Origin of the sequence: Halomonas sp. ATBC28 (genome assembly GCF_005937175.1) — a bacterium.
Taxonomy (GTDB): Bacteria; Pseudomonadota; Gammaproteobacteria; order Pseudomonadales; family Halomonadaceae; genus Vreelandella; species Vreelandella titanicae.
Genome location: NZ_VCQL01000012.1, coordinates 41,066 through 59,897 on the forward strand (window position 1 = coordinate 41,066; position 18,832 = coordinate 59,897).

The 18,832-nt window shown below is 51.5% G+C and carries 20 protein-coding genes; 13 read left to right on the forward strand and 7 right to left on the reverse strand.

Going from position 1 to position 18,832, the window contains the following annotated elements; genetic code table 11:
• Window positions 1–56: 56 nt before the first annotated feature.
• The 4 genes from E0L35_RS14630 (at window position 57) to paaX (ending at window position 4,108) form a co-directional block, all read left to right on the forward strand.
• Complete coding sequence (locus E0L35_RS14630) at window positions 57–533, forward strand: NYN domain-containing protein (RefSeq protein ID WP_138800665.1); 477 nt, start codon at window positions 57–59, stop codon at window positions 531–533.
• Between the two features lie 334 nt (window positions 534–867).
• Window positions 868–2,220, forward strand: coding sequence for an NADP-specific glutamate dehydrogenase (gdhA, locus tag E0L35_RS14635; protein WP_022521457.1), 1,353 nt, complete (start codon window positions 868–870; stop codon window positions 2,218–2,220).
• 112 nt (window positions 2,221–2,332) lie between these two features.
• Window positions 2,333–2,746, forward strand: a complete 414-nt coding sequence (gene rnk / locus E0L35_RS14640; RefSeq protein ID WP_022521456.1) for a nucleoside diphosphate kinase regulator — start codon at window positions 2,333–2,335, stop codon at window positions 2,744–2,746.
• Between the two features lie 435 nt (window positions 2,747–3,181).
• Window positions 3,182–4,108: a phenylacetic acid degradation operon negative regulatory protein PaaX gene (paaX, locus tag E0L35_RS14645; protein WP_022521455.1), complete on the forward strand. Its 927-nt coding sequence runs from the start codon at window positions 3,182–3,184 to the stop codon at window positions 4,106–4,108.
• Between the two features lie 49 nt (window positions 4,109–4,157).
• On the opposite strand, the gene paaY is transcribed toward paaX, so the two are convergent.
• Complete coding sequence (gene paaY, locus E0L35_RS14650; protein WP_138800666.1) at window positions 4,158–4,772, reverse strand: phenylacetic acid degradation protein PaaY; 615 nt, start codon at window positions 4,770–4,772, stop codon at window positions 4,158–4,160.
• A gap of 586 nt (window positions 4,773–5,358) precedes the next feature.
• Here paaY and paaG point away from each other — a divergent pair.
• The 4 genes from paaG (at window position 5,359) to paaK (ending at window position 8,203) form a co-directional block, all read left to right on the forward strand.
• Window positions 5,359–6,150: a 2-(1,2-epoxy-1,2-dihydrophenyl)acetyl-CoA isomerase PaaG gene (paaG, locus tag E0L35_RS14655; RefSeq protein ID WP_138800667.1), complete on the forward strand. Its 792-nt coding sequence runs from the start codon at window positions 5,359–5,361 to the stop codon at window positions 6,148–6,150.
• Window position 6,151: 1 nt separating this feature from the next.
• Complete coding sequence (locus E0L35_RS26665; RefSeq protein ID WP_230804431.1) at window positions 6,152–6,319, forward strand: 3-hydroxyacyl-CoA dehydrogenase NAD-binding domain-containing protein; 168 nt, start codon at window positions 6,152–6,154, stop codon at window positions 6,317–6,319.
• Window positions 6,312–6,779, forward strand: coding sequence for a hydroxyphenylacetyl-CoA thioesterase PaaI (gene paaI, locus E0L35_RS14665; RefSeq protein ID WP_138800668.1), 468 nt, complete (start codon window positions 6,312–6,314; stop codon window positions 6,777–6,779). Before E0L35_RS26665 ends, paaI begins: the two co-directional genes overlap by 8 nt.
• Window positions 6,780–6,889: 110 nt before the next feature.
• Complete coding sequence (gene paaK, locus E0L35_RS14670) at window positions 6,890–8,203, forward strand: phenylacetate--CoA ligase PaaK (RefSeq protein ID WP_138800670.1); 1,314 nt, start codon at window positions 6,890–6,892, stop codon at window positions 8,201–8,203.
• 69 nt (window positions 8,204–8,272) lie between these two features.
• On the opposite strand, the gene E0L35_RS14675 is transcribed toward paaK, so the two are convergent.
• The 6 genes from E0L35_RS14675 to E0L35_RS14700 all read right to left on the reverse strand — a co-directional run bounded on the left by E0L35_RS14675 (window position 8,273) and on the right by E0L35_RS14700 (window position 14,437).
• Window positions 8,273–8,626, reverse strand: a complete 354-nt coding sequence (locus E0L35_RS14675; RefSeq protein WP_138800671.1) for a RidA family protein — start codon at window positions 8,624–8,626, stop codon at window positions 8,273–8,275.
• Between the two features lie 31 nt (window positions 8,627–8,657).
• Entirely contained in the window at window positions 8,658–10,148 is a 1,491-nt protein-coding gene (locus tag E0L35_RS14680) for an amidase family protein (protein WP_138800672.1), read from the reverse strand.
• A 248-nt stretch (window positions 10,149–10,396) separates the two neighbouring features.
• Entirely contained in the window at window positions 10,397–10,924 is a 528-nt protein-coding gene (locus E0L35_RS14685; RefSeq protein ID WP_022521447.1) for a TRAP transporter small permease subunit, read from the reverse strand.
• Between the two features lie 92 nt (window positions 10,925–11,016).
• A complete protein-coding gene (locus tag E0L35_RS14690; protein ID WP_022521446.1) occupies window positions 11,017–12,000 on the reverse strand; it encodes a TRAP transporter substrate-binding protein in 984 nt (327 codons plus the stop codon).
• Window positions 12,001–12,049: 49 nt separating this feature from the next.
• Window positions 12,050–13,333 (reverse strand): TRAP transporter large permease, encoded by a 1,284-nt coding sequence (locus E0L35_RS14695; RefSeq protein ID WP_022521445.1) that lies wholly within the window; start codon window positions 13,331–13,333, stop codon window positions 12,050–12,052.
• A gap of 147 nt (window positions 13,334–13,480) precedes the next feature.
• Window positions 13,481–14,437 carry a LysR family transcriptional regulator gene (locus E0L35_RS14700; protein WP_022521444.1) on the reverse strand — a complete coding sequence of 319 codons (957 nt, stop codon included), beginning with the start codon at window positions 14,435–14,437 and terminating at the stop codon, window positions 13,481–13,483.
• 553 nt (window positions 14,438–14,990) lie between these two features.
• Here E0L35_RS14700 and paaA point away from each other — a divergent pair.
• From paaA to paaE, 5 genes are read left to right on the forward strand one after another with little or no spacing between them, the layout of a single operon-like run.
• Window positions 14,991–15,977 carry a 1,2-phenylacetyl-CoA epoxidase subunit PaaA gene (paaA, locus tag E0L35_RS14705; protein ID WP_138800673.1) on the forward strand — a complete coding sequence of 329 codons (987 nt, stop codon included), beginning with the start codon at window positions 14,991–14,993 and terminating at the stop codon, window positions 15,975–15,977.
• Window positions 15,978–16,037: 60 nt separating this feature from the next.
• The gene (gene paaB / locus E0L35_RS14710; protein ID WP_022521442.1) at window positions 16,038–16,319 is read left to right on the forward strand and encodes a 1,2-phenylacetyl-CoA epoxidase subunit PaaB; all 282 of its coding nucleotides are present in this window, start codon (window positions 16,038–16,040) and stop codon (window positions 16,317–16,319) included.
• 11 nt (window positions 16,320–16,330) lie between these two features.
• Window positions 16,331–17,110, forward strand: a complete 780-nt coding sequence (gene paaC / locus E0L35_RS14715) for a 1,2-phenylacetyl-CoA epoxidase subunit PaaC (RefSeq protein WP_138800675.1) — start codon at window positions 16,331–16,333, stop codon at window positions 17,108–17,110.
• Window positions 17,094–17,678 (forward strand): 1,2-phenylacetyl-CoA epoxidase subunit PaaD, encoded by a 585-nt coding sequence (gene paaD, locus E0L35_RS14720; RefSeq protein WP_230804447.1) that lies wholly within the window; start codon window positions 17,094–17,096, stop codon window positions 17,676–17,678. The genes paaC and paaD overlap by 17 nt, the downstream gene beginning before the upstream one ends.
• A gap of 19 nt (window positions 17,679–17,697) precedes the next feature.
• Window positions 17,698–18,780 carry a 1,2-phenylacetyl-CoA epoxidase subunit PaaE gene (gene paaE / locus E0L35_RS14725; protein WP_138800676.1) on the forward strand — a complete coding sequence of 361 codons (1,083 nt, stop codon included), beginning with the start codon at window positions 17,698–17,700 and terminating at the stop codon, window positions 18,778–18,780.
• The last annotated feature ends 52 nt before the right edge of the window (window positions 18,781–18,832 follow it).

Sequence of the window (18,832 nt, forward strand, 5' to 3'; positions counted from 1 at the left end):
TAGACTGGTGTTAGCTAACCCGGCTTCTTCTAATATGTTCCTGAAAAGGCGAATTGATGACCACCGTTGCCGTATTTGTTGATATTCAAAACGTCTATTACACCGTGCGCGAAGCATATGGCAAAAACTTTGATTACAACAAATTCTGGGCACGAGTAACCGCTAACAGAGAGGTTATTAAAGCTGTTTGCTATGCCATCGATCGAGGTGACCAAAAGCAGCGAGAGTTTCAAAACATACTCAGAGCGATTGGTTTTGAGGTGAAATTAAAGCCTTTTATTCAGCGGTCAGACGGTTCCGCAAAAGGCGATTGGGATGTAGGCATCGCGCTTGACGCCATGGAGTACGCAGAACAGGCAGATGTAATCGTGCTGGTATCCGGCGATGGCGACTTTGATCTACTAGTCCAAAAAATCCGTGCTAAGCATGGCAAAAAAGTCGAAGTTTATGGCGTTCCCCAACTGACGGCAGCGTCGCTAATAAATGCGGCCAGTGGGTTTATAGCAATAGATAAAGCGCTTCTATTAAATTAATTATAGCTCGAAAAGAGTCTACACTGCTGTTGATAGCTATTTCGATAGAAGGCTGCAGCGAAGAAATGGGGATTGACCAAGTTTCCGGCCGGTAGCACATCTATCTAGACGCTATACAAAAACCTCAACCAATTCAAAACGTTTATCCATCGTTTATTAGATTGTGTAAAATAAGCGAGGCGAACCTTTCAAACGCATACTTTAGTCTAAACCCCCCATCATATTTGCCCATACCGAACCGGCATAGGCTATGCACAGAAGCATGCTGCCAGTTAAATATTCTAACGCTCTGGCCAGCCAATACTCTGTTGAATAACTATGATGATATGCTCCGATGCCCTACGTTCACGATACGCTGACACGCCTTAATAAAAGCAGCCCTGCACAGTCAGAATTTTATCAAGCCACTGAAGAAGTGCTCGAATGCCTGCGCCCGCTACTTGAGCAAAGTGATTACTATCATCACCACAGCATTATTGAGCGAATAGTCGAGCCCGAACGACAAATCATGTTCCGGATAAGCTGGGTAGATGATGCTGGGAAAGTGCGGGTCAACAAAGGCTATCGCGTTCAGTTCAACTCTGCCCTTGGCCCTTACAAGGGTGGCTTACGATTCCATCCCAGCGTTACCTCGGGCACCATCAAATTTCTCGGCTTTGAGCAAATTTTCAAAAATGCGTTAACCGGTTTGCCAATCGGCGGCGGTAAAGGCGGCGCCGATTTTGACCCCAAAGGAAAATCAGATAACGAGATCATGCGCTTTTGTCAGGCGTTTATGAGCGAGCTCTACCGCCATATTGGTCCTCACTGCGATGTACCTGCAGGCGATATCGGTGTCGGCACGCGTGAAATTGGCTATCTCTTTGGCCAGTACAAACGACTCACTGGCCACTATGAGGGCGTGCTAACAGGTAAGGGGCTAAATTGGGGAGGCTCGCTAGGCCGTAAAGAGGCCACCGGCTACGGTGCGGTGTACTTTGCACAAAACATGCTGGCTGCCCGGGGAGAAGAACTGCGCGATAAGACCTGCCTAGTTTCCGGCGCTGGCAATGTAGCCATCTATACCATTGAGAAGCTATACGAACTGGGTGCTAAACCAGTCACCTGCAGCGATTCACGTGGCACCATTCACGATGAAAACGGTATTGATTTAGGCTTACTCAAACAGCTCAAAGAAGTGCAGCGCACCTCTTTAGAAGCCTACTTACATGAGCACCCTGACGCGCACTACATTTCTGCCCGTGACTATCCTCAGGGCGGGAATGCCGTATGGCGTATTCAAGCCGATGTTGCGTTCCCCTGCGCGACGCAGAATGAGCTGACCGAAAGCGATGCGGAAATTCTGCTCGCTAATGGCATAACGTGTATCAGTGAAGGGGCCAACATGCCTTCTACCAAAGAGGCCGTCGACCTTTTTCTAGACGCTAAAATTGCCTATGGGCCCGGCAAGGCGGCCAATGCAGGTGGCGTTGCTACCAGTCAGTTAGAAATGGCACAAAATAGCAGCATGGAGCAGTGGCCACTGGAGAAAGTCGACCAAAAATTAAAACAGATTATGGCCAATATTCACCGCCAGTGCGCCGATACAGCCGAAGAGTTTGGTGATAAAACCAATTTGGTACTAGGCGCCAATATTGCAGGTTTCAGAAAGGTGGCTGATGCTATGATTGAACAAGGGGTCACCTGATCGTCTTTATTTTATAAATCGCTTATACTATAAAAAGCACGCAGTCCTTCCTTTATTGGGGAAGGGCTGTTTTTTATTGGTTTAAACTTATTGCTTTCTAAGGAGAGTAATCATGGGACAACGTCCTGCTATTATTATTAACCGTCTTGATGCCGAACGCCTCCAGCGCTTGATCGACAATGCATCCGAGAAAGACATGGCCGTGGCTCAGCTACTTGAGGAAGAGCTAGCACGAGGTGAAGTCTGCGATCCCGAGGATATTCCGGATGACGTGGTCAGCATGAATAGCCAGGTTCGCTTCACCGACCTTACCCGAGGGCTTAAGATGATTCGTACCCTCGTCTATCCGCACTCCCTGGAAAGCGTAGCGGACGGCATTTCGGTCATGGCACCTATTGGTGCTGCATTGATCGGCCTCAAAGTGGGCGACATCATCGAATGGCCGTTACCCAATAATACCGAGGCACGACTCCGCATCGATGCTATTTATTGGCAGCCCGAACGCGAAAAGCAATTCCACCGATAAGACGCGATAAAGAGTGAGCTGGCTCCGCTAGCTCATGATTAAGTCAGCTATTTTCTTCGCCCACTTAATCCACATAAAGAGGGTCTATTCAGGGCGCCCTCAGCTTTCACATACCCCCTTCGGAAGACTATAACTAAGCGGCTCTTTATCGCATTAAACACACCGTCCCTGCTATTAGTCATAGCCATGGTACTTTTCACAATTCTTCCAGTGATAATGTACACATTGGACGGTTACCTTAAAACCTGAATTGGCAAAGCATTACAGCGCTCATAGACGCCATTACGCCAGGAAGTGGACGCAGCGACTTCCTATCAAGAGAGGATCGTCTCAGGCCAAACGACAAAAAAAACGTGATACGATAATCTTTTGTATTCGTCATATTTTCTGTCGTTTTTAGCGACAACCTCACCGCAAAGGGAATCAACTTTCACCATGTCGTCAGCTAAAGACTGCGTCGCTACGCTTATTGATGACTTCCAGAAGCGTCGGCCAATTCGCGCCGGTTCATTGATTATTACCGTCTATGGCGACTCTATCGTTCCGCGGGGCGGCACTGTGTGGTTAGGCAGTCTATCGAAACTGGTGGAGCCCATCGGTATCAATGAGCGGCTGGTGCGTACATCGGTTTACCGGCTGACCAATGAAACCTGGCTACGGGGAGAGAAGATTGGTCGTCGCAGCTACTATCGGTTGAGTGGCCCTGGTCGGCGTCGTTTCGAACAAGCCTTCAAGCGTGTCTATCACGGCACCCAGCCAGCTTGGTCGGGACAGTGGACATTGGTATTGCTGACACAGCTTCCCCCAGACCGGCGCCAGCAGATTCGTGACGAGCTCGAATGGCTAGGCTTTGGTAGTTTTGCTCAGGGTGTGCTGGCGCATCCCACGCTGTCATGTGCAGAGACCATGGCGGCTTTGCAAGAACTAGATGCAGCAGACGATACGATTGTAATGCAAACGCAGACCATGGAGCCCATGACCAGTAAGCCGCTGCGTCTCCAGGTCAGAGAGAGCTGGAACCTCGACGAATTAGCCGAGCTCTACCAACGTTTTCTGGTTAAGTTTCGCCCCCTTTGGAACGCGCTCAACACAGAGAACCATTTAGGCCAAGAAGAGTGCTTCATTGCCCGAACTTTGCTTATTCACGAGTATCGCAAGGTTCAATTACGCGACCCCCTCCTGCCTGAAGAACTACTCCCCACGGCGTGGGAAGGACGCTACGCCCATCAGCTCTGCCGCAACCTTTATCGTTTGCTCTACGAACGTGCAGAACGCTGGTTGGATCAACATTTGGAAACCGCCGAGGGCCCACTACCCGCCCCTGGCCCCAGCTTCTACCAGCGCTTCGGCGGGCTGGATTGAACGCCTAACGAGACTGCTTAATCAGCCGTCACATCGGGCATAACGCACCTTATGGCTGTGGCGACTGATCCAGCGTCTGCTGCTTGGGTTGAGTATCACCAGCCAGCAAGGTTGGACGATCAGCATCGAGTTCTGCCAGCGGCTCACAGGGCTCCAGGCTGTCCCGACAACGGCCCACTAAGCGCTGATACTCCTGGGTACCCTGCTGTTTCCAGGCGAACTCTTCATCACTCAGCGCGCGCTTAACCTTTGCGGGTTCCCCCATCACCAGCGACTGGGGCTCACACTCGAAGCCCGCCTTAACGAACGCTGCTGCCGCAACGATAGACCTCTCAGCAATGTTGGCGCCATCCATCACCACGGCGTTCATACCCACCATGGCATCACGCCCAATCACGCACCCATGCAGTACCGCGCCATGGCCGATATGGCCATCCTTCTCAACTTTGGTGACGCAGCCAGGAAAGCCGTGCATAACACAGGTATCCTGAAGGTTGGATCCCTCTTCCAGCACAAGACGGCCGAAATCGCCGCGCATCACCGCGCCAGGGCCTACATAACAGTTGGGGCCCACGATCACATCCCCGATCAACACTGCCGTTGGGTGGACATAAGCCGTCGGGTGTACCACCGGCGTCACCCCTTCAAGTCGATAGTAAGGCATAACACTCTCCGTTAGCTTGATTGGCCGTGTGGGGTGTTGCCCCCACCGCCAGTTCTTCGAACTGCTCGGCCACTGCTTTATTAGTTGTGTAGCCACCTAGAGTTATCGCGCCTTTGCTGCACTGATTGCGTCATGGGGCGCTCCTCCACTCACTCTTTTTTGATACACCATATAAACAAAGACTATATTTTGCGTAACAAAACATCAAACACTTTACCTGTCGCCGTCTACTGAAGAATGGGCACACCGCTATCTAAAAACTCGACGCACCCTGCTGTAAGTCAGTTTTTTAGACGACCTTGGTTTTTTTATACCATCGTCTAACAATTATCTTATATTCGCAAAAAAGTCACACAAGTTATTGTTAATAAATAACAAACTACCAACAACACCAACAAGCGACACATTATAATCACCCATATAATATTGATGTGTATCAAAATAAATCTATACTCGGCAGAGATTCATCCTGTGGATCACAGGCCGAACGGTCACTGGCGGGCACCGCCGACCGCGAAAAGGGCATGCGCCTTCCAATAAAAACGACCTGCCACTTTTCAAGGGCACTGACACAAGGACATTACCCATGAGCCAAGCGCCCCTGCTTTACAGCGTGGAAGACGGCGTCGCCTGCATCACGCTGAACCGCCCCGAAAGCTTGAACAGCTTCAATACCGAAATGCATGCCGAGATGCGCAAGGTGCTAAAAGCCGTGCGCCAGGATTCAAGCGTTCGCGCTTTGCTGCTGACCGGCAGCGGTCGAGGTTTCTGCGCCGGCCAGGATCTTTCCGACCGTAGCGTCGCGCCCGACGCAGAAGCCCCCGACCTCGGCGAGTCGCTTGAGAAACGTTACAACCCCATGCTGCGCGCCCTTAAAGACATGCCGTTCCCCACCATTTGTGCGGTGAACGGCGTGGCCGCAGGTGCCGGTGCCAACATCGCCCTGGCCTGCGACATCGTATTGGCCGCGCGCTCGGCAAGCTTTATTCAGGCCTTCTGTAAGATCGGCTTGATTCCAGACTCCGGCGGCACCTGGACATTGCCTAACTTAGTGGGCATGGCCCGCGCCAAGGGCCTGGCGATGCTGGGCGACAAGCTGCCCGCCGAGACCGCCGAACAGTGGGGCATGATCTGGCGCTGCGTCGACGATGAGGCGCTTCAAGAAGAAGCCATGAGCATGGCTCGCCACCTGGCCACTCAACCCACTCATGGCCTAGCGCTGATTAAACGCGCCCTACATGCCAGCAGCGATAACAGCTTCAACGAGCAGCTCGACCTGGAACGCGACCTGCAACGCCTTGCTGGGCGCAGCGAAGATTACCGCGAAGGCGTCAGTGCTTTTATGGAAAAACGTCGCCCCACCTTCAAGGGAGAGTGATATGCCAACCCTTCTCTCTACCGCCACTATTAGCATCATCAGCACAGGCGCCATTAATGCCTTGACCGATAGCCGTTTGGTTATCGAGGCTATCGTCGAGAACCTTGAGGCCAAGCGTCAGGTGTTTGCTCGGCTCGAAGCCCTATACGAGGAAAGCTTTCATGCGTGATTCCCAACTGAACCCGCAGCAACTGGCGGAAGCCTGCGCCGAGGCAATGTTTTCCCGTGACCACGCCAGCCAAGGGCTGGGCATGCGTATTACTCGCGTGGCCCCCGGCTTCGCCGAACTGACCATGACCGTGCGCCAGGACATGGTGCAGGGGCACGGCAACTGCCATGGCGGGTTTCTGTTTGCCCTCGCCGATTCCGCCTTTGCGTTTGCCTGCAACAGCTACGATGAAGCCACCGTGGCCGCTGGCTGCAGTATCGACTACCTCGGCCCCGGCCAGCTGGGCGACGAGATCACCGCCACCGCCGAAGAGCGCAGCCGCCGCGGGCGTACCGGCATTTACGACATTACGTTGCGCAATCAGCACGGAGATACCGTTGCCTTGTTCCGCGGGCGTTCCTACAAAATTCGCGGCAGCGTACTCCGCCTGGAAGACACCGCTGCTGGAGATAGCCAATGAAAGGCGCGTTGATCATTGAGCGCTTATAAGCCCATTACTAAAGCCATTCCATAGACCATGGTGCATTTAGAAACTAGTCCAATAACAACTAGCTTGATCGGAGACCCCTGATGAATCAGCCCGCAACGCGTATCAACACCGCGACTCTCGACCCCTTGGAAACCGCCAGCGTCGACGAGCTGCGCGCCACTCAGGTCAAGCGCCTGAAGTGGAGCCTGAAGCACGCCTACGACAATGTGCCCTTCTACCGCCACTCCTTCGACAAGGCTGGGGCGCATCCCGACGATATCCAGACGCTGGCGGATCTCGCCAAACTACCTTTTACCACCAAGGCCGATTTGCGCGACAACTACCCGTTCGGCATGTTGGCCACACCGATGAGCGAGATCGTTCGCATCCATGCCTCCAGCGGCACCACCGGGCAACCGACGGTGGTCGGCTACACCCAGAACGATATTGATGTGTGGTCTGATGTGATGGCGCGCTCGATCCGCGCCGCCGGCGGCAGCCGCAACGACAAGGTGCATGTGGCGTATGGCTATGGTCTGTTCACCGGTGGGCTGGGCGCGCATTATGGTGCTGAACGCCTGGGTTGCGCGGTGATTCCCATGTCGGGCGGCCAGACCGAGAAACAGGTTCAGTTGATCCGTGATTTCGAGCCGGACATCATCATGGTCACCCCCTCGTATATGCTCAACATCGCGGACGAAATGGAGCGCCAAGGCATCGACCCGCATACGCTGCCCTTGCGTACTGGCATCTTCGGCGCCGAACCTTGGACCGACAGCATGCGCACAGCCTTAGAGCAGCGCCTGGGCATCGACGCCCTCGATATTTACGGTCTCTCTGAGGTAATGGGCCCGGGCGTAGGCATGGAGTGCCTGGAGACCAAAGATGGCCCGACCATCTGGGAAGATCATTTCTACCCCGAGATCATCGACCCGGTCAGTGGTGACGTCCTGCCAGACGGCGAATACGGCGAGCTGGTGTTCACCACCTTAACCAAAGAAGGCCTACCGGTGATTCGCTACCGCACCCGTGACCTGACCCGCCTACTACCGGGCACCGCGCGCCCCATGCGACGCATCGACAAGATCACTGGCCGCAGCGACGACATGCTGATCATTCGCGGGGTGAATGTGTTCCCCACCCAGATCGAAGAACAACTGCTCAAAATCGCGTCGCTTTCTCCCCACTACGAGATCGAAGTCAGCCGCCAAGGCAATATGGACATGGTGCTTGTTCGTGTAGAGGCGAATCATCATGACATCGCCCGCGACCCCGTGGCTTGTGAAGAAGCCGCGAAACAGCTCCAGCATGCCATCAAGACGCACATTGGTATCAGCACCAAGGTCGAGGTGTGCCCGGTAGAAAGTGTTATGCGTTCGATGGGTAAGGCCAAGCGGGTCAAAGACGTGCGTTAACTCTTTTCAGACAGAGCCTAGGGCAATGATATCAGCCCCCGAATACTTATTATTCATGGCTTTTAAGCTTTAGGCTTGTGAAGCTGAAAGTGAACGAGCGGCCACCACTGTTAGCTCTACCTTAGCATCGATAAAAAGCTCACAACATACAGTAGTACGAACCGGCAGAGGCGCAGAAAAATAGTTCTTATAAGTACTGTTGAAAAGCTCAAAATCACTTTTATCAGTGAGATAGGCAGTGACTGATACAATCTCACTTAACCCCAGACCACTCTGGGCCAGTGTTGAAGAAATGCGCTTCATTACTAGATCAGTTTGCGCAACAATTCCCTCCGGTATTCTTCCTTCTTCATCTAAAGGAACTTCTCCGGAAAGCACGATTAGATCATTGACTTCGCGAAACTTAGAAAATGGCATGTTCATAGCGTATCTCCTGATACTTATTGAAAATCAATTAACCGAAGCCGAGGAAGCCTTCAGAGAAGCTCAGTGGCTGGGCATTGCAAAGCGATTTAGTATCGACCTGAGGACGTGAGAGCTCTGGAACAGTATTGAACAAGGCTTCTAGTTCCTGAGCAAAAGCAAGCGTAGCCAGGTCTTCGCCACGGCGGCCAATGATCTGCAAACCAAAAGGAAGACCATTTAGATCCCGTCCGGCAGGTAACGTAATAGATGGGTGGCCAACCAACGTCGACGCATAAGCCATTGAAAGCCAATGGTAATAGCTTTCCATCGGTTTTCCGTCTATCTCACTGGGGTAAAGCTCATGCCAGTTTCGTGGACTAATAGTCGTAGTCGGCGCAATAATAAAATCATGCCGTTCGAAAAATGTTTGCCAGCGCCGGTATATTTGGGTCTGCAAATTCATGGCCTCCACGACATCTAACGCAGAGAATGAAGCCCCCTCTTTAACATTGGCCTTGATATTCGGGCCCACTTTACTTGGATGGTTTCTAACCAACTCACGATGATGGCCGGAAAACAACAATCCTCTTAAAACTGAAAAAGCCCTATCTGCACCATGGCAATCCGGGTGGGTGTGCTCTAAGGAAGCAAATACATGACCGAACCGATGTAATTTATCAAGGAAGGTTTCAGCAATAAGCGACTCTGTTATCGCAAAACCAAAATCATGGGTAACCGCAACTCTAGCACTACTCAGATCAGAAGAGGGTAAATGCGTGTAAGAGTCAGGGTTATGGTGGCTTTTTTCCTCAACTACCGATACCCATGGATCTCTTCGGTCAGGTCTAATCATGGCTGATAGCATGAGTGCGGTGTCAGCTACAGTCCGTGCCATTGGCCCGCTGGTAGATAAAGGAAGCAGTGCTAATGAACGCTGCGATCCAGGAACTACGCCAGGCGAGGGACGAAAGCCAACAACACCATTGAATGCCGCTGGGCTTCGCAGGCTACCGCCGGTATCCGAACCAGTCGCCAAAGGTGCCATGCCGCAGGCAACAGCCACGGCCGAGCCTCCCGATGAACCACCTGCAGAACGAGATAAATCAAAGGGATTCGCAGTGACGCCATACACCGCATTTCGAGTATTTCCTCCAGCACTCCACTCAGGGTTATTTGTCTTACCCATAATGACGACACCTGCTTGGCGTAGCTGGGTGATCATCGGGTCATCTGACGTAGCTATATTATCGGCATATAACTCACTACCATAAGTTGTAGGAAAACCAACTACATCGACCATATCCTTTACACACAATGGCAGACCGTGCAGTACACCAAGAGGCTTACCTTGGTCGATTTCCCTTTGAGCATCGCGAGCTTGAGTAAGCATTAAGTCGTGATTATAGCTAACTAAAGCATTTACTGCCGGGTTCACAGCTTCCGCTCGGGCAATACAGCTCTCAGCAAGCTCGACAACAGAGAGCTGTTTTGAAGAAAGCAGGCGACGAGCCTGAGTAGCACTCAAATCACAAGGTATCATTCAAACATCTTCCTTTATGTAACTTATTAAAAGAAACACCCGATATAACCAGGTTTTTATTAAAAACAATAGTCACCATCATTAACAATGACAAAAATCTTTACGACACATAAAACAATCACCAATAGAACGTCACTTTTATCTTTTTCAGCATGACTGACATCAAAATACTATCTCAACGATCATTTAAAACATGGGTAATAAAGTTAAAAAAACCACAATTCCACTTAACAATTAATAGAAAATCATTAATGATAGAAAGTAGATCCTTCCTTGCTAATTTTCGATTCACAAGCACGAGCAAGCAGATGCACCAAAATAATAGCTGCACAAATTGGCACAGATAACACCACCCATGACATCGGAAATCCCAACGTATCTGCACTAATCTGTGACTGACGTGCGATAAAACCACGTGACGGATCCATTCCAGACCCCAAGATACTGAAATAGATAATAGGAACAAAAAAGATGAGCACTGCCACACCGCGCAACAGTGCCGAAAACAGCCTCAATGGAAAGCTCTTAAAGTGCATGGCCCCCTGAAAAAGCGCAGGGTCATCTTTCGACTTAAAAGAAAGCGTAGCTCCGAGCAGCCCGCCCCACACCATCATGTAACGAGCCATTTCTTCTGTCCATGATGGCGGTGCGTTAAAAGCGTATCGAGCCACCACTTGGATTGCTACGAATAGCAGCATCAACACTAAGCACAATACTGATACTCGGCGAGCAAGCCAATCTAGACAATCACTGAGGATAACTATTGAACGGCACATATTGTATACACCTTACGCTCAGCATAATCACTAGAAAAGCCCCCCCCTGCACCCAGGTTAATATAACTGGATAGGGCAACTAACAACTGGATTTAGCGCGTCTTTTCGGCAAGATCAGTCCACGTCTCGACTTGTGCGGGTGTCAGCTCCGTCTGATCGTAAACCGAGCGAGATAACTCACGAAATCTATCACGCGATTCTGCCGACAATGTTGTTACTTCCACACCATTTTCCCTAAGCTCGTTTAAAACCTTGGGTGTAATATCTTGAAGCCATGCCCGGTTGGCCTGATTAGCAATACCAACGGATTCATCGACAATACTTCTTTCCTGCTCACTCAGACCCTGGTACCAGTCGTCAGAAACCAGAACCGCACGTAAAGCGTTCATAACATTAGTATCAGTGTAATAGCTTATGATGTCCGTTTGTCCAAACATAATTGGGACAAGTGAAGTATTAATATAGCCATCGACAATACCTGTCTGCATTGCTGCCGCCACCTCTCCCCAAGCAACAATTGTTCCGCTTCCGCCCCAAGCTCTATAGAGCGCGTTTTGTACATCGTCGATGGCACGCATCCGCAGGTCGGCCATGTCTTCAGGCTGAGTGACAGCCTTGCGTGTTGTGATAATACCGGAGGGAGGGCCAAGCGGTGCGAGCGTCAATAAACGAACCCCAGCATGCTTAATATTTTCATTGATGCGTGACAGAACATCACCTTCAGTGAGAGCTCGATCCATGTGGCTCACTCCATCAAAAAGATAAGGCAAACGTACGCCGAAAATAAACGGATCGATGCGTGCGACTGAATTTACGTCCGACAAAGATACTTCTAGTAGGCCCATTGAAAGTTGGTCGAGTTTTTCTGCCTCTCCCCCCATAGCATCTCGAGGTATTTCTCGAGCATTTAAGCCGCGCTCTTTGAGAGCTTCAGTAAAATTATGTGCCCAAACATAGGAGCCTGACCTTTCTAAGTCCGTTGGACTATCCAGAGCAACCTTGATTTCGCTACCAAGAACCGACATAGGAAATGCAATTAGGGCTGACGCCATTGCGAGAATCTTTAGCAATTTCATACAGTGTCTCCATTATGCTTGTTATCGATAGAAGTTGTGATTTTTTAATCTAGAGCACGTTGAACCCGAATATCCGTGGAAGCAAGAGACTAATATTCGGAAAAAAGGCAATTATCAACAATATTACTAACTGTATTCCAATAAAGGGTAGTGTTGCTTTAGCAAGGTTCCAGTAATTTATTTTCGCAATCCCCGAAACCACAATTAAACATTTCCCAAAAGGAGGTGTTATCAATCCAATACAAAGGTTGAAGCAAACCATAATACCTAGATGTACCGGATTGAAACCTTGTAACAGCGCTGTAGGCACAAGCAATGGTACGAGTAATGTGAGTGCCACAGGTGTGTCCATGAACATACCGGCAACAAGAAGCACAAAAATAAGTAACAAAAGGTAATTATTTCCGGCAAGCCCCATTGAGGCTATCCAGCCTGCCAATAATTGAGGCCAACCCAGCAGTCCTGCAAGATAACTAAGTACTGCGATAGAGCAAATGATAATAAAGATAGAGCCTGTTAAACGTGCTGTCGCCTCCACGGCTGAATAGAGCACTTTCCAAGACATCCCTCCCATCGACCAACCTACTAATATAGCCGCAATAACAGCAAGTGCTGCGCCTTCAGTTGGAGTTGTAAGCCCAAAGACGATACTGCCAAGGATAATGATGGGTATAGATAAAGCAGGCCACGCTCTTTTAAAGCTAGCGAACAGTGGAGGAATATCAATAGTGCTACCACCGGGATGATCGTCTCGATGTGCTATCCAGGCATTAAATGCGAAGAGCAAACAGGCCAGTAGCAAACCAGGCAAAATGCCAGCCACAAAAAGCGCTGCTACGGAGGTGCCTGTTAGCCCTCCGTAAATGATCATAATGATGCTAGGCGGAATAATCGGCCCAATCATTGATGAAGCGGCGGTTAGTGCTCCTGCATAATATGGTGGATAACCACGTTCGCGCATAGCTGGAATCAAAGAGTTGGATACAGCTGCTGAATCGGCCACCGCGGAACCTGATATACCAGAAAAGAATAGGCTCGTCATAATATTGACATGCCCCAGACCACCTTTGAAACGACCAAGCAGAGCCATAGCAAAATCGATCAGAGACCCCATCACACCAGCACGATTCATCAGCTCTCCGGTGAGTATGAACAAGGGCATAGCCATAAAAGCAAAGACATCTAACTGAGCAAAGATACGTTGAGGAAGTATCGCTATGTATTGCGGATAGCCAGTCGTCAAAAATGCGATGACCGCAGTGGCACCTACTAGATAAGCGAATGCTGTACCCGAAAACAGGAATACACAAAAAGCTACGATAGCATAGGCCATACAAGGCTCCGAAGGCGTTGCTACTAACAGAACTTATACTTGTCTTTATTTGAGAATACTCAGTGATGTGAAGGCAGACAAATGACAAATTACTCTCTTCGTATAACCAAACAGTAATACGAAGAGAGCGCTTCACTTTATTCTGACTCAATGGGAAGTAAAACGAGACTGGTGGCTTGCCTGCTCCAGGCATTCTTGAAATAGCTTGCTAGTTGCATTAGATGAATTGCTTCTCCAATAGCAGTAGGCTTCCGAAAGAATTTCATCAAATTGCAACGGCAGGATACTTAGATCTCCCTTTCCCGCATGATGTCTGGCCAACCACTCAGGCATGAGGCTGATGAACGGAGCGATCCGCATCAGCTCAAAGTTGAGCAGTAGTGATGTAGATTCGATATAACTGGAAGGGAATGCTAAACCGGCTTTGGCAAGGCATGTGTCAACGGCCTGCCTCGCTAATGACCCTTCTGCGGGGCTAATCCATGGCCAAGCTACAACGTCTTTCCATTCGATTGTTGCTCGCACCGCAAGCGGGTGCTGAGAGCCGGCTACCACCAGGATAGGTTCCTTTAATATCGAGGTTTTACTGATACCCTCGCGAAAGAAAGGCTCCCATGCCCGAGCTATCAAGATATCTAGATTGCCATTTTCCAGCAGAGGTAATAGCTGATTAAAGTGGCCTTCAGTGATAGAAACGACTGCAGAAGGAGCAATTACCTTGAGCCGCTTAATGGCCTCTGGCAACAGTGTCGGTGCAAGTGAGGCGACCACACCCACTACAACGTGGCCTCCTAACCCCCGGTGGACAGCATCGACATCAAATTCAGCCCTTTCAATTAATTGTACGATTTCAGTCGCATGGGCTGCCAACCTTTCGCCGATAGGGGTGAAAACAACGCGGTTACCTTGCCTTTGAATGATTGGGCTGTTCAGGGAACGCTCAATCTCACCGATTTGCTTAGAAATCGCCGGTTGAGTCACGTTCATTGCTTTCGCCACATGACTGACCTGCCCCAACTGGGCAAGCATGGCAATGATCCGGAGGTGTCTGAGCTTCAAATCATGTTTAAAGAATTTCTTAATATCTTGTTGTGTTTCGAGCATACAGCTACCTTGTTTTTCTCATTGCAATGACCCGCATCGGCGAAGAGCATTTCACAACAGGTTAGCAGCGCTGACTCACTTTCTGTTTTACCAACAGAAGAGACACAGCATGCAACATCCTGGCAACCACTATAGACCTGACGATACCAGGCTCCCACCGCCGTGAATTGATCACGAGTCTACGCCGTCCCCCACGTTAAAGGGCTGGAAATTCAAAGCAGCCAGGCAAGTATTCCACTGAAATTTAGCGCCACAAGTAACGGCAGCGCCAGCCCTTGTTAGAGCCTTACTTTCGATCCGACTGTTCAGGCCGCACCTAGCGTCCACAAAAGAGGTTCTGCATATTAGCGTAAATAATTTTTCCCTCTGCAGGCATTTTTGAATCACTTGTTTTAGCTATTTTTTTCCTTTTAAGGCCAAGCCCTATCTACATCTGTTATCACAAAGTATTAAAGTGACACATAAAAATACCTATTGATAAAATATTTCGTATCACTATACTTTAGGAAAAATAAGCCACACTCCCTGATATATCGACGCCGCGGAGGTCTCTATGTACGCGCAGCTCGTTGAAACCGGTTCTAACAAACTCAAAACGCTTGATGAGATGAGCCCTGAGGAACGCCAGTTCCAGGAGCGCATCAATGATGAAATTAAAATAGAACCCAAAAATTGGATGCCGGACGCCTACCGCAAGACGTTGATCCGTCAGATCTCTCAACACGCCCACTCCGAGATCGTCGGTATGCTGCCGGAAGGCAACTGGCTGACACGTGCGCCAACCCTTAAGCGCAAGTTGCAGCTAATGGCCAAGATTCAGGATGAGGCGGGTCACGGCTTATACCTTTATAGCGCCATGGAAACCCTGGGTGTCGACCGCGATGAAGAGATCGACAAGCTCCACGACGGTCGCGCCAAGTACTCCAGTATCTTCAACTACCCAACACTCAACTGGGCAGACATGGGTACCGTCGGCTGGTTAGTCGACGGCGCAGCCATCGTCAACCAGGTGCCGCTTCAACGCACCTCCTACGGCCCCTATGCGCGCGCCATGATTCGCGTATGCAAGGAAGAGAGCTTCCATCAGCGCCAGGGGTATCAGATTCTGCTGACCATGATGCAAGAGGGCACCGACGACCAGAAAGCCATGGTGCAGGACTCCATTAACCGCTTCTGGTGGCCCTCGCTAATGATGTTCGGGCCATCCGACGAAAATTCTCCCAACAGCGCTCAGTCGATGGCCTGGAAGATCAAGCGCCATAGCAACGATGAGCTGCGACAGCGCTTCCTCGACCAAACCGTACCGCAGCTAGAGCTGCTGGGCTGCACCGCCCCTGATCCGGATCTCAAATATAACCAAGAGACCGGCCACTACGAGTTCGGTGAAATCGATTGGCAGGAATTTTTCGACGTAGTGAAGGGTAACGGCCCCTGCAACCGCGAGCGCATCGAAGCACGCCGCAGCGCCATCGATAACGGCGCCTGGGTACGTGAAGCCGCCGTGGCCCACGCCGCCAAGCGTCAACACCGAGCAGCCTGATTCTTAAAACAATCGAGAGCCCTGCGACGCGGGGCTCCTTTGACCACAGAGGCTTTCCTCATGGCTGACTGGCCCCTCTTCGAAGTTTTTATACGCAGCAAACACGGCCTTAATCACAAGCACGTCGGCAGTGTGCACGCAGCCGATCGCCGCATGGCAATCGAAAACGCCCGTGAGCTGTACACCCGTCGCAATGAAGGGGTGAGCATCTGGGTGGTTCCGGCCAGCGAAATCACCGCCTCCTCTCCCGATGAGAAAGAGCCGCTGTTCGATCCGTCTAACGATAAGGTCTATCGCCACGCATCCTTCTACAAACTGCCGAAAGAAGTCGGCCACATGTAAGGGAGGCTGTGATGCAAAACATGGCTCAAAAGAAACAAACCCCGTTGATCGATTACCTACTGCGCCTTGGCGACAACGCCTTGGTACTCGGCCAGCGCCACGCACAACTGTGCGGCAAAGCACCAGCGCTGGAAGAGGAGCTGGCCTTAATGAACGTGGGTCTCGACCTCTTCGGTCAGGCACGCAACTGGCTGGACTATGCTGCTGAACTGGAAGGCCAGGGCCATGATGCCGACTATTTAGCCTTTCGCCGCGATGCCCAGGATTTTCGCAACCTGTTGCTCGTTGAACAGCCCAACGGTGACTTCGCCGACATCATGGGGCGCCAGTTCCTGTTCGATGCATGGCACGTCCACCTGCTTGACGGGCTGTCTCACTCCAGCGACCCACGTATTGCTGAAGTGGCGGCCAAGTCGCTTAAGGAAGCAACGTACCACCTACGCCGCTCCTCTGAATGGGTGATTCGCCTGGGCGATGGCACGGAAGAGAGCCACACCCGCATGCAGCGAGCGCTCGACAACCTCTGGCAGTTCACCGGTGAGCTACTGCAGGGCGACGAGGTTGATCAGGCCATGCTGGAAGCCGGTATTGCGCCAGCCCCAGAGACGCTGGCCACCCGCTGGAAAGCCACCGTGGAAGAGGTGTTTGAAGAAGCCACGCTGGAGCGCCCTTCCTACGAAGCTTGGATGTATACCGGCGGTAAAGTCGGGCATCACACCGAGCATCTGGGCTTTCTATTAGCGGAAATGCAATACCTGCCGAGGGCCTATCCCGATGCGACCGTCTGGTAACCACCCACCGACGCTTACCGATGACTGGCCCTCCAGTGACTTAATCGGTAGCGACCGCAGCGGCCTGCCGCCAGCCGGTGACGAAGGCGATGTTGAAGCCGTGCTGGCCATTTTGCAGGAAGTGCCTGACCCGGAAGTACCGGTGGTCAGCGTGGTTGAGCTGGGAATTGTGCGGGATATCGATTGGGTGGACGGTCGGTTGGCGGTCAACGTAACGCCAACTTACTCCGGCTGCCCGGCTACGGAAGTCATCGAACAGCATATCCATGAAGCGCTGGTGGCCGCTGGCTACTCAGACCCGCTAATTCAGCGCCGCCTGTCCCCCGCCTGGACCACCGATTGGTTAACCGAAGCCGGGCGCGAAAAATTGCGCGCCTACGGCATCGCACCACCGGTAGGAAGTGCTAGCAAACGTAGCCTGACCGGCCAGTCTGACCCGGTAGTGCCCTGCCCTTTATGTGGCAGCAACGCGACCGAACGCGTCAGCGAATTCGGCTCTACGGCTTGCAAGGCGCTCTACCGCTGTCGCGATTGCCTGGAGCCTTTCGATTATTTCAAGTGTCTGTAAAACGACGAGACCATTTCCCATGAGCCGATTTCACGCCCTGACCGTCAAGGATGTTCGCAAGGAAACCCATGATGCCGTTTCCATTGCTTTCGACGTTCCCGATGACCTGCTGGACGCCTTTCGCTTTACCCAAGGGCAGTACCTGACTCTACGTCGCGACATCGAAGGTGAGGATGTCCGTCGTTCCTACTCGATTTGCACCGGTGTCCACGAACATGAGCTGAGAGTCGCCGTCAAGCTGGTGCCGGGTGGCAGCTTTTCCACCTTTGCCAACCAGCACTTGCAGCCCGGTGATCAGTTAGACGTGATGCCCCCCCAGGGCAAGTTCTTCGTGCCACTCGACCCCAACCGTGAAGGGCACTATTTGGCGGTCACCGCAGGCAGCGGCGTGACCCCCATCATGTCAATCGTCTCCACCACCCTGGAAAGCGAGCCAAACAGCCGCTTTACCGTAATCTATGGCAACCGTTCTACCACGGGGACGCTGTTTCGCGAACGCCTTCAGGATCTCAAGGATCGCTACCTGGAACGCCTCAACATCATTTATGTGTTCAGCCGCGAACAACAGGAAATCGATCTTTACAACGGCCGGATCGACGCCGACAAATGCAACGCCCTGTTTGACCGCTGGGTAGACGTATCCAAGCTCGACGCCGCGTTTATCTGTGGCCCGCAAGAAATGACCGAGATCGTGCGTGGTGTTCTGACCCAACATGGAATGCCGAAGGAAAAAGTGCACTTCGAGCTGTTTACTACCGGGCTACCGACAGCAGGCGCCAAGCGCCGCCAGGCGACGAAAGCGGCCCAGGTGAAAGCAGAAACCTCGCACATCAAGGTAATCATCGACGGCCGTACTATTGAATATGACCTGCCCCGCAACACCCAGAGCATCCTGGAAGCAGGTAACGAGCACGGGGCCGATATACCTTTCTCATGCAAGGCTGGGGTGTGCTCCACCTGCAAGTCCAAAGTCATCGAAGGCGAGGTGGAAATGGACGCCAATTACGCCCTGGAAGATTACGAAATCGATGCCGGCTACGTGCTGTCCTGCCAGTGCTATCCGATCAGCGACAGGGTGGTGCTTGACTATGACGAGGTATAAACCCTAACCCACCCACTTCCAAGCCAGCGAACGCGTCGGCTTCGTCTATGTT

Bases quoted from the DNA above. Each gene is read 5' to 3' on its own strand.
- E0L35_RS14685 (WP_022521447.1), bottom strand. From the start codon at position 10,924: ATGTGCCGTTCAATAGTTATCCTCAGTGATTGTCTAGATTGGCTTGCT.
- paaG (WP_138800667.1), top strand. From the start codon at position 5,359: ATGAGCCAAGCGCCCCTGCTTTACAGCGTGGAAGACGGCGTCGCCTGC.
- paaY (WP_138800666.1), bottom strand. From the start codon at position 4,772: ATGCCTTACTATCGACTTGAAGGGGTGACGCCGGTGGTACACCCGACG.
- E0L35_RS14695 (WP_022521445.1), bottom strand. From the start codon at position 13,333: ATGGCCTATGCTATCGTAGCTTTTTGTGTATTCCTGTTTTCGGGTACA.
- E0L35_RS14630 (WP_138800665.1), top strand. From the start codon at position 57: ATGACCACCGTTGCCGTATTTGTTGATATTCAAAACGTCTATTACACC.
- gdhA (WP_022521457.1), top strand. From the start codon at position 868: ATGCCCTACGTTCACGATACGCTGACACGCCTTAATAAAAGCAGCCCT.
- E0L35_RS14680 (WP_138800672.1), bottom strand. From the start codon at position 10,148: ATGATACCTTGTGATTTGAGTGCTACTCAGGCTCGTCGCCTGCTTTCT.
- E0L35_RS26665 (WP_230804431.1), top strand. From the start codon at position 6,152: ATGCCAACCCTTCTCTCTACCGCCACTATTAGCATCATCAGCACAGGC.
- paaC (WP_138800675.1), top strand. From the start codon at position 16,331: ATGCAAAACATGGCTCAAAAGAAACAAACCCCGTTGATCGATTACCTA.
- paaI (WP_138800668.1), top strand. From the start codon at position 6,312: ATGCGTGATTCCCAACTGAACCCGCAGCAACTGGCGGAAGCCTGCGCC.
- rnk (WP_022521456.1), top strand. From the start codon at position 2,333: ATGGGACAACGTCCTGCTATTATTATTAACCGTCTTGATGCCGAACGC.
- paaD (WP_230804447.1), top strand. From the start codon at position 17,094: ATGCGACCGTCTGGTAACCACCCACCGACGCTTACCGATGACTGGCCC.
- paaB (WP_022521442.1), top strand. From the start codon at position 16,038: ATGGCTGACTGGCCCCTCTTCGAAGTTTTTATACGCAGCAAACACGGC.
- E0L35_RS14690 (WP_022521446.1), bottom strand. From the start codon at position 12,000: ATGAAATTGCTAAAGATTCTCGCAATGGCGTCAGCCCTAATTGCATTT.
- paaK (WP_138800670.1), top strand. From the start codon at position 6,890: ATGAATCAGCCCGCAACGCGTATCAACACCGCGACTCTCGACCCCTTG.
- E0L35_RS14675 (WP_138800671.1), bottom strand. From the start codon at position 8,626: ATGAACATGCCATTTTCTAAGTTTCGCGAAGTCAATGATCTAATCGTG.
- paaE (WP_138800676.1), top strand. From the start codon at position 17,698: ATGAGCCGATTTCACGCCCTGACCGTCAAGGATGTTCGCAAGGAAACC.
- paaX (WP_022521455.1), top strand. From the start codon at position 3,182: ATGTCGTCAGCTAAAGACTGCGTCGCTACGCTTATTGATGACTTCCAG.
- E0L35_RS14700 (WP_022521444.1), bottom strand. From the start codon at position 14,437: ATGCTCGAAACACAACAAGATATTAAGAAATTCTTTAAACATGATTTG.
- paaA (WP_138800673.1), top strand. From the start codon at position 14,991: ATGTACGCGCAGCTCGTTGAAACCGGTTCTAACAAACTCAAAACGCTT.